Source organism: Lamprocystis purpurea DSM 4197, assembly GCF_000379525.1.
Lineage (GTDB): Bacteria > Pseudomonadota > Gammaproteobacteria > Chromatiales > Chromatiaceae > Thiodictyon > Thiodictyon purpureum.
The window spans coordinates 21,371-31,438 of the sequence record NZ_KB902537.1 but is presented as its reverse complement, the minus strand read 5'-3'; the positions used below and the strand labels follow the sequence as shown (position 1 = coordinate 31,438).

General features: G+C 66.8%; 3 protein-coding genes and 2 rRNA genes. All 5 read left to right on the top strand.

Annotated elements, in window-relative coordinates; translation table 11 throughout:
• Nucleotides 1-227 (top strand): 23S ribosomal RNA (locus tag A39O_RS0125845); the annotation flags it as partial.
• Between the two features lie 73 nt (nt 228-300).
• Nucleotides 301-416, top strand: a 5S ribosomal RNA gene (rrf, locus tag A39O_RS0125840).
• A 143-nt stretch (nt 417-559) separates the two neighbouring features.
• Entirely contained in the window at nt 560-4,105 is a 3,546-nt protein-coding gene (gene recC, locus A39O_RS0125835; protein ID WP_020507557.1) for an exodeoxyribonuclease V subunit gamma, read from the top strand.
• A complete protein-coding gene (gene recB, locus A39O_RS0125830) occupies nt 4,102-7,914 on the top strand; it encodes an exodeoxyribonuclease V subunit beta (RefSeq protein ID WP_020507556.1) in 3,813 nt (1,270 codons plus the stop codon). Before recC ends, recB begins: the two co-directional genes overlap by 4 nt.
• Complete coding sequence (gene recD / locus A39O_RS0125825; RefSeq protein WP_020507555.1) at nt 7,911-10,031, top strand: exodeoxyribonuclease V subunit alpha; 2,121 nt, start codon at nt 7,911-7,913, stop codon at nt 10,029-10,031. The genes recB and recD overlap by 4 nt, the downstream gene beginning before the upstream one ends.
• Nucleotides 10,032-10,068: the final 37 nt, after the last annotated feature.

The window sequence follows — 10,068 nt, the reverse complement described above, 5'->3', positions numbered from 1 at the left end:
TACCCCTGGTGTTCCGGTTGTCACGCCAGTGGCATTGCCGGGTAGCTATGTACGGACGGGATAACCGCTGAAAGCATCTAAGCGGGAAGCCCCTCCCAAGATGAGGTCTCCCTGGGCGCTTGACGCCCCTAAAGGTCCGTTGAAGACCACAACGTTGATAGGCGGGATGTGGAAGCGCGGTAACGCGTGCAGCTAACCCGTACTAATTGACCGTGCGGCTTGACCATATAACACCCAAGCACTGTAGGGTGTCCTTACCACGATCATCCTGGTGGCGCCGTAGGCGTTGCCGACGTTTTTCCTGGCGGCCATAGAGCATTGGAACCACCTGATCCCATCCCGAACTCAGAAGTGAAACGGTGTATCGCCGATGATAGTGTGGGGTCTCCCCATGCGAAAGTAGGTCACCGCCAGGGCCTTATCCCAAAAACCCCCGCTCCAACGAGCGGGGGTTTTTTTTGCTGCACGCCAATTCAGCGGCTAATCTGGACAGGTCCGACCCGCCGCCAACTTTTGCCTGGAGCTAGACGTGACCGCCAGCCTTCTCCCACCCGGCTTGATGCTCGTCCACGGTAATCGGCCGGAAACCTTGCGCAACCTGCTGGTGGCCTGGATGCGGCGCTATCCGCTCGCGCCGCTCGAATCGGAGATTATTCTGGCCCAGAGCAACGGGATTGCCCAATGGCTCAAGCTGGCGTTGGCCGCCGATGCCGGCTCGGGTGAGGGCGACGATCGGGAGGGAGGACTCGGGATCGCCGCGGCGCTGGAGGTTTCGCTGCCATCGCGCTTTCTCTGGCGGGTCTATCGGGCGGTGCTCGGACCCGGGCCGGTCCCAGAGACTTCGCCGTTTGATGAGTCACGCCTGGTGTGGCGCCTGATGCGGCTGCTGCCGCTGGTGACGGCAGACCCGGCGTATGACTCCATCCGGCGTTTTCTGACCGAGGATGCCGATCTGCGCAAGCGTTTTCAGCTCGCTGAGCGGTTGGCTGATCTCTTCGATCAATATCAGGTCTATCGCGCTGATTGGCTGACGGCCTGGGCCAAGGGTGAGGACGTGCTGATCGATGCCCGCGGTCGCCGCGCGCTCCTGCCCGTGGAGCAGCGCTGGCAGGCGTCGCTCTGGCGCACGCTGCTGGCCGATGTCGAGATCGGCCCGGGCGGTTTCCATGCTGGTCGGTCGGCCGTACACGCGGCCTTTCTGCGCGGCGCGGCCGACTGGCCGGCAGACAGTCGCCCCGCCGGTTTGCCGCGCCGGCTGATGGTGTTCGGCATTTCGAGCCTGCCGCGGCAGTCCCTGGAGGTGTTGGCCGCCATGGCGCGCTGGACGCAAGTCCTGATGTGCGTTCACAATCCGTGCGAGCATTACTGGGCCGACATCGTTGCCGACAAGGATCTGCTGCGTGCCAACAGCAGCCGTCAGCGCCGCCGTGGCGGCATGCCAACAGACCTGTCGGAGGAGCGGATGCACCTGCACGCTCACCCCTTGTTGGCGGCCTGGGGCAAACAGGGCCGCGACTTCATCGGTCTGCTCGACGAGCATGACGACGCGACGGCGCGCGGCGGTTATGAAGGCCAGTTCAGCGCGATCGGCCAGCGCATCGATTTCTTCGAGCCCCCAACTGAACCGGGCGACATCGGTACCCTGCTGGCGCAGTTGCAGGACGACATCCGCGATCTACGTCCCCTGCGCGAGAGCAGCGCGCACTGGCCGGCAGTCGACCCGGCGCTGGATCACTCCATCCGCTTCCACATCGCCCACGGTCCCCAGCGGGAAGTCGAGGTCGTCCACGACCAGTTGCTCGCCGCCTTCAATGCCGACCCGAGCCTGACGCCGCGCGACATCATCATCATGGTCCCGGACATCGATACCTACGCACCCTACATCCAAGCGGTGTTCGGACTGCTCGATCGAGATGATCCGCGGTTCATCCCTTACAGCGTCGCCGACCAAGGGCAGCGCGCCACCGATCCGCTGGTCCAGGCGCTGGAGACGCTGCTCGCGCTCCCCCAGTCCCGGATGGCGGTGAGCGACTTGCTCAACCTGCTTGAGGTTCCGGCCCTGCGGCGGCGCTTCGGAATCGCGGCGGAGGATCTGCCGCGGCTGCATCGCTGGGTCCGTGGCGCCAACATCCGCTGGGCCCTGCACGCCGAACAGCGGGCCAGCCTAGACCTGCCAACCCAACCTGAGGCGGCGACCCAACATACCTGGCGCTTCGGGCTGCGCCGGATGCTGCTCGGTTACGCCGTCGGCGCCGGCGCCGGCGCGTGGCGGGGCATCGAGCCCTTCGATGAAATCGGCGGGCTTGATGCCGCTCTGCTTGGCCCTCTGGTACGCCTCGTCGAGACGCTGGATGAAACCTGGCACCGGCTGCGCGAACCAGCCACGGTCGCCGATTGGTGCGCTCGTTTGCGGACCCTGATGGCGGATTTTCTGGACCCCGATGACAGTGGTGACGCCTATACCGTGCTCCGGCTCGAAACGGCTTTGGAGGATTGGCAGGCGGTTTGTGACGAGGCGGCACTCACCGCGGTGTTGCCCCCGTCGATTGTCGGCGAGTATTGGTTGTCGCGACTCGATGAGGGCGGACTCTCGCAGCGCTTCTTCGCCGGTGCAGTCACCTTCGCCACCCTCATGCCCATGCGCGCTATTCCCTTCCGTCATGTCTGTCTGCTGGGTATGAACGACGGCGACTATCCGCGTCAACGCAAACCCATGGACTTCGATCTGATGGGTCGGGACTATCGGCCGGGCGACCGGTCGCGGCGCGAGGACGACCGCTATCTGTTTCTCGAGGCAGTGCTGTCGGCCCGCGAATCGCTGCATCTTTCCTGGGTGGGACGCAGCATCACCGACAACAGCCCGCGTCCTCCCTCGGTGCTGGTAGGCCAACTGCGCGATCATCTGGCCGCCGGCTGGCGGCTGGCCGGGTACCAGGGGCCCGCTGACGAGGCCCCGAAGCACTTCCTTGCGGCCTTGACCCGCGAGCACCGCCTCCAGCCCTTCAGCCCTGACTATTTTCCGGATGCTTCGGCCGGCTCGTCCTGGTTCACCTATGCGATGGAGTGGCGGCCAACCCCGCGCGCAGGATGGGCCGAGCCCGGCAACACGCCGCAATCGCCCCTGCCGCCGCTCATCCACGCGGAGCCGCTGGGAGTCCGCGAGCTGGCTGATTTCCTGAAGGCGCCGGTGAAGGCGTTCTTCCGCCAGCGTCTCGGGGTGTTCTTTGAAGGCGAGGATGGGCCCGGCGAGGACCAGGAGCCGTTCGCCCTGGATGGCTTGGGCCGCTGGCACTTGCAGGACGAGCTGATTCGAGTCCAGGCCGCGGCGCTGGGGCGGGGCGAGGCGATCGAAGCAGCCCGCGCGGACCGTCTGGAGCGTATCCGCCGACGCGGGGATCTGACCCCGGCCGCCTTTGGCGAGGTCCTCGCCGAGGATCTGACCGACCCCATGGACGACCTGTTCAACCGCTATCAGCAGGCACTCGCGCGCTGGCCGTACGCAATCACGGCGGAGGAGCCGATCCGGTTTCAGGCCAGGATCGCCGACCAACTGATCGAGGTTGCGGATTGGTTTGCCGGTCTGCGCTTCGATGAGGCTGGTCAGCGGGGCCGGGTGGTGCTGGAGACCAGCGACCTCGTCAAGAACAAACAGTACCGCGGCGAGGTCCTGATCCGCCACTGGGTGGCACATCTCGCCGGGCATCTCGCCGGCGAACCGCTCAGCACTCACATCATCAGCAAGGCGGGCGATGTCGAGCTGAAGCCGCTCACCCTTGAGCTGGTCGAGCGCTACCTGACTGACCTGCTGGCAGCCTGGCAGGCGGGTATGCGTGAGCCGCTGCCGCTCGCTGCCAGGACCGCTTTCGAATGGCTGAAGGACGGCAACGCGGCGGCCGCCTGCAAGGTTTACGAAGGCGGTTACAACTACCCGGGCGAGGTACAGAGCGACGCCTACCTGGCGCGCGTCTATCCGGATTTTCACAGCCTCTCCGCCACCGGCGAATTTGCCTCTTGGGCCGCGACCCTGCTGCGATCCCTGTTCGACGCGATGCATGTGGAGAAAAACAAACCCGGACAACCGCAGCCCAACGGAGTTGCCGCATGACGATGACGACGTCCGCGATGCTTGCCTCCACCCGTGCCGGCCCCGCGCCGCTCGACCCGCTGCGTTTCCCCTTGTACGGCAGCCGACTGATCGAGGCCAGCGCCGGTACCGGTAAGACCTTCACCATTGCGACCCTCTACGTCCGCCTGGTCCTGGGTCATGGTCAGCCGGATCCGCAACCCCGTGCCTACACCCCGCCGGAGATCCTGGTCGTCACCTTCACTGACGCCGCCACCCAGGAATTGCGTGAGCGCATCCGCTCCCGCCTGAGCGAAGCCGCACGCTATTTTCGTGCCGATCCGCTCCGGGTCGCCGTGCATCCGATCGGCGCAGACCTCTTGCACGATTTGCGCGCCGAATACCCGCCGGAACACTGGCCGGGCTGCGCCCGCAAGCTGCAACTGGCCGCCGAATGGATGGACGAGGCGGCGGTTTCCACCATCCATGGCTGGTGCAACCGGATGCTGCGCGAGCATGCCTTCGACAGCGATAGCCTCTTTAGTCAGACCTTGGAGACCGACGAGAGCGAACTGCTGGCCGAGGTGGTTCGCGATTACTGGCGTTCGTTCATGGTGCCGCTGGATGCCGCGGCGGTTGCCGAGGTTTGCCAATGGTGGTCTGATCCGGCAGCGCTGCAGGGTGGTCTGCACGGCCTGGTCGATCATGCGGACCGGCTCGACGACGCGCCCGAACCAGCCCTGTCGATCGGCGCCGCGCGCGCGGAGCGCGGTCTTCGCCTGGCCGAGATCAAGGCTCCCTGGACCGGCTGGGTCGATGCGTTGCAGACCTTGCTCGATGATGCGGTTGCCGCGAAACGGGTGAATGGACGCAAATTACAGGCCCGCTTCTACGCTCCCTGGCTGCTGGCGCTGCGTGACTGGGCTGCAGATCCGCGGGCCGTTCGGCCGACGCTGGACGCGAACAGCGCGGCCTGGACACGCTTGACCCAGCCCGGTCTTCAAGAGGCCTGGAAGCAGGGTGAACCGCCTGCCCATCCGGCCCTGACGGCGATGCTGACGCTCCGCGACGCACTCAACGCGCTACCCGATGCGCGGGTCGCGATCCTGTGCCATGCCGCGCGCTGGGTCGCGGGGCGCTTCGCCGCCGAACAGGACCGTCGCGCCCAAATGGGCTTCAACGATCTCCTGACCCGGCTCGCCATCGCCCTGGACGGCCCGAATGGCGCGCGCCTGGCCGAGATCATCCGACGCCAATTTCCGGTCGCGCTGATTGACGAGTTTCAGGACACGGACCCGGTGCAGTACTGCATCTTCGATGCGGTGTATCGGATTGAGAGCGACGACCCCACGACCGCGCTCGTCCTGATCGGCGATCCCAAGCAGGCGATCTATGCCTTCCGGGGGGCGGATATCTTCACCTATCTCAAAGCACGCCGAGCCTGCACCGGCCGGCTCTATACCCTGAAGAAGAACTACCGCTCCACCGCGGCCATGGTCAGCGCCGTCAACCGGTGCTTCCAGGCCGCCGAGGACCGGGCGACCGGACACGGGGCCTTTCTCTTCCGCGGTGCGTCGGAGAACCCGGTCCCCTTTATTGCTGCAGACGCTCAAGGTCGCGCCGAAACTCTGTCCGCGGGGGGCCGGACCGTGCCCGCGCTCACCGCCTGGTGGCTACCCGCGCCGGACGGGGGCAAGCCGCTCGGCAAAGAGGCGTACCGCGCTCAGATCGCCGACGCCTGCGCGAGCGAGATCGTGCGTCTGCTCAACCTGGGTCAGGAGGGGCAAGCCGGGTTCGTCGCTGCTGAGGGTTCGGCGACACTCCGGCAACTGCGCCCGGCGGACCTGGCGGTGCTGGTCAACAAACGCACGGAGGCGGACAGCATCCGCGGCGCGCTGGCCCGGCGCGGCGTGCGCAGCGTCTATCTCTCCGACCAGGATTCGGTGTTCCAGAGCCTCCAGGCCGGCGAGATCCAGCATTGGCTTGCCGCCTGCGCCGAGCCCGACGACCCGCGTCTCCTGCGCACGGCCCTGGCGACCGCGACGCTCGGATTGCGCTGGGCCGAACTGGAGCAGCTCAATCAGAACGAGCTGGCCTGGGAGGCGCGTGTCCTCCAGTTTCGCGACTATCGCGACCGCTGGCGCGCTCGGGGCGTGCTGCCCATGCTGCGACGCCTGCTCAATGATTTCAACGTCCCAGTCCGACTGATCGGCGCGCGTCCGGAAACGCAGGCCGGGGTCGCACCGCTGGAAGGTGAGCGTATCCTCACCGATCTTCTGCACCTCGCCGAGTTGTTGCAACAGGCGAGTTCCCGGCTTGACGGCGAGCATGCGCTCATCCGCTATCTGGCCGAGCAGTGTCGGGATGCGTCACGCGGTGCCAAGGGCGACGCGCGCCAGATCCGCCTGGAGAGCGACGCCGACCTGGTGCAGGTGGTGACTGTTCACAAGTCCAAGGGACTTGAATACCCGTTGGTCTTTTTGCCCTTCGCCGCGGACCATCGGCCGGCCAAACTCACAGACCTGCCGCTCAAATGGCATGATGATGCGGGCCAACCGCAGCTTGCCCTCGCCGGCGACGCGCAGATCCTGGCGTTGGCCGACCGCGAGCGTCTGGGTGAGGACTTGCGCAAGCTCTATGTTGCGCTGACCCGGGCCCGCTATGCCACCTGGGTTGGACTGGCGCCGCTCGACAAACTGGAGAACAGTGCTTTCGGCTATCTGCTGGGCGGCGGGGAACCCCTGACGCCGGAGGGCTTGGCGCCCGCGCTGGCGGCTCTGTGTGGGGACAGCGCCGATCGCGTCGTCGTCCCGGCCCCCGCGCCGACCTCCGAGCACTTTTCGGCGGCGGACGCGGCGGTGACCCTGGGGGGCGCGCGCGCGTCACGTCGGGTGGTCCGCGAACCCTGGTGGATTGCCAGCTACTCCGCCTTGCGGACGGTCGCGGGTGATGCCGTTCCTGTTACTGAGCACATGCAGATCGACCCGGGACGACCTGACCCCACCCCCGAGACCCCGGCCGAGGACCGGTTCCAGGAGCTGCAGGCCGCACCGATGGCGGTGCCGACGGCCACCCGCCTGATCCCCGTCCCGCACACGCCGCATGCGTTCCCCCGCGGGTCCGAGGCGGGCTCCTTCCTCCACGATCTGCTCGAATGGGCCGCCACCCAGGGCTTTGCGGCGGTCGCGGCCGATCGCGAACGACTGCGCGAAACCGTTGCACGACGGTGTCGGCTGCGCGGTTGGGACACCTGGGTCGAACCCCTGACCGACTGGCTGCTCCGGCTGATCACCACGCCGTTGCGACTACCGCTCCGGGAAGCGGTGCCGCCCACCCCGTTCAAGCTCGCCGACTTGACCACTGCGGTCCCTGAGATGGAGTTCTGGCTGGCCGCGAGCCGCGTCGATACACTGGACATCGATCGGCTGGTCAGCGCCCACACCCTGGGGGCCGCGCCGCGCCCGGCGCTGGCGGCCGCCACGCTCAATGGGATGCTCAAGGGCTTCATGGATCTGGTCTTTGAGCATCAGGGCCGCTATTACGTCGCCGACTATAAGTCCAACTGGCTCGGTCCCGACGCCGCCGCCTACACCGCCGAGGCCATGCGCGCCGAGATTCTGCATGCCCGCTATGAGCTGCAGTACGTTCTTTATCTCTTCGCCCTGCACCGGTTGCTCAAGGCGCGACTGACTGACTATGACTACGACCGCCATGTCGGCGGCGCTGTCTATCTTTTTTTGCGCGGTATTGATGCACCGAGCCAGGGCCTGCATGTCGAATGTCCACCCCGCATCCTGATCGAGTCGCTCGACGCATGCTTTGCCGATGCGGCCGCGGAGGCCATGGTATGAGCGCCAATCGCAGGACAGGTACCGCGGTGCTCGGGGGTGCCAACGACGGCACTCGGTTACGAACCATCCTCGCGCGCTGGGCGGAGTGCGACTGGTTACGTCCACTCGATTTCGCCTTCGCCGAATTCCTGTGGCGCGAGGTCCCGGATGCGCCCCCTTTGCTGATTCTCGCGGCCGCGCTGGCGAGCCATCAACTTGGGCGCGGCCATGCCTGTCTCGACCTGCAAGCGACGCTCAAGGACCCGAGCTTTGCCCTCTCGCTGCCCCCCGAGGGGATGACGACGCCGGATAGCGAGCCGCCCCCGCGTCCCGCTGACGTGCTGAAGGGGCTGACCCTGCCCGACTGGCTGGCGGCAGTCACCCATCCTGAGCTGGTCGGCTCCGGTGCGGGTGCAACGCCGCTGGTCCTGATTGGCCCGCGCCTCTACCTGCGTCGCTATTGGGCCTATGAACAGGCCGTGCGCCATGGTATCCAGGCCCGGCTGGACGGGTCGGCGGGGCTCCAGGCGACCCTGCCGATGGAGGCGATCTGCTTGATCCTGAATCGTCTATTCCCTGACCAGTCGGCCACTCCAACCAATTGGCAGAAGCTCGCCTGCGCGTTGGCCGCCCGCAGTGCCTTCAGCATCATCACCGGGGGGCCCGGTACCGGCAAGACGACCACGGTGGTGCGGCTCCTCGCCTTGCTGCAGGCCCTGGCCCTCGCCGCACCGCCTGCCGGCAAGGTGCCCAGGCCGCTGCGTATCCGCCTGGCGGCCCCCACCGGTAAAGCGGCCGCGCGCCTGAACGCATCCATCGCCGGCACGGTCGCCGGCTTGCCGCTGGACGGGCTTGCCAACGCCGCGGCAGTGCGGGCCGCCATCCCGGTCACCGTCACCACGCTGCACCGCCTGCTCGGGAGTCGTTCCGATACCCGTCGTTTACGTCATCACGCCGATAATCCCCTGGCGCTTGACGTGCTGGTGATCGACGAGGCATCAATGATCGATCTGGAACTGATGGCCGCCGTCCTCGACGCGCTGCCGCCCAGGGCGCGCCTCATTCTGCTCGGCGACAAGGACCAACTCGCCTCGGTGGAGGCGGGGGCGGTCCTCGGTGAACTCTGCCGACGTGCGGGGGAGGGGCATTATCATCCTGCGACCCGTGACTGGCTTGCGACCGCGACCGGGGAGACGCTCGACCCGGCTCTGATCGATCCGGCCGGCACGGCTCTCGACCAAGCCATCGTTATGCTGCGCCACAGTCACCGCTTCGCTGCTGCCGGCGGTATTGGTCAACTCGCCGCGGCGGTCAACGCCGGCGACACCGCCGCCGCGCTGCGCATCTGGAACGGCCGCGCTGCCGACCTGGGCTTGGTCGAACTCGTTGACCAGGACGAGGGCGCCTTCCGCTCATTGGTCATCGACGGCAAGGTCACGGGTCACGGCGCAGTGTCTGCCGCGTCGGCGCGTCCCAACGCAACCTCGAACGCGACGACCGATGGATACCGTCATTACCTGGAGATGCTGCGTAACGGCCAACCGACCGGCACTGCCGACCCGAGCCTGTTCGACACCTGGGCTCGTGCCGTACTCGAGGCCCACGGTCAATTCCAGGTGCTCTGCGCGCTGCGCCGCGGTCCCTGGGGTGTGGAGGGACTCAACCAGCGCATCGCCGGCCTGCTCCACGCGGCGGGCCTGATTCCGGCCAGCGCCGGCTGGTATCTCGGCCGTCCGGTGCTGGTCACCCGCAACGATTACGGGCTGGGCCTGATGAACGGCGACATCGGCATCACGCTGGTCCGCCCCGACGGTGTCGCGGATCGGTTGCCGCTGCGGGTCGCCTTTCCCGCTGCCGACGGCAACAACGGCATCACCTGGGTCCTGCCGAGTCGTCTTCAGGCCGTGGAGACCGTTTATGCACTCACCGTGCACAAGTCCCAGGGTTCGGAATTCACCCACGCCGCGCTCGTGATGCCGGAGCAGCCGAGTCCGGTGCTGACCCGCGAACTCATCTATACCGGGATTACCCGCGCCCGCGTCCAACTGACCCTGGTCCGTCCCGGTGACAACCAAGTGCTGGCCGCAGCGATCGAGCGGCGCGTGTTACGCGCGAGCGGGCTGATGGGGGAGCATTGAGGCCAGTTGGGTGATCCACTGATCGCCGACGACGGTC